The 243-nt window shown below is 63.8% G+C and carries 1 pseudogene; it reads right to left on the bottom strand.

Annotated elements, in window-relative coordinates:
* A pseudogene (locus tag X742_RS140045) lies at positions 1-243 on the bottom strand (hypothetical protein); the annotation flags it as partial.

Below are 243 nucleotides of genomic sequence, written 5' to 3'. Positions count from 1 at the left end.
CGGCGATGCTGTCATATTGCGCCGGAATGACGACGCGCCGCGTGCGCTCGGGCTGGATCACCGCCGTCTCGGCGACGCGTTCATAGCGTGCCTTGTGCCAAACCTTGCACAACACGCGGCGGCCATGGATGACGCGCCATTCCCAGGAATAGCTGCCGCCATCGACCCTCACGGTATGGTAGACTGTCCTGGTGACCGCAGGCACCACCTCATACCGAACCTGGGCCGGCACAGTCATCACCA

This window comes from Mesorhizobium sp. LNHC229A00, from assembly GCF_000502415.1.
Classification (GTDB): domain Bacteria; phylum Pseudomonadota; class Alphaproteobacteria; order Rhizobiales; family Rhizobiaceae; genus Mesorhizobium.
This window is presented reverse-complemented; position numbering and strand designations above follow the sequence as displayed.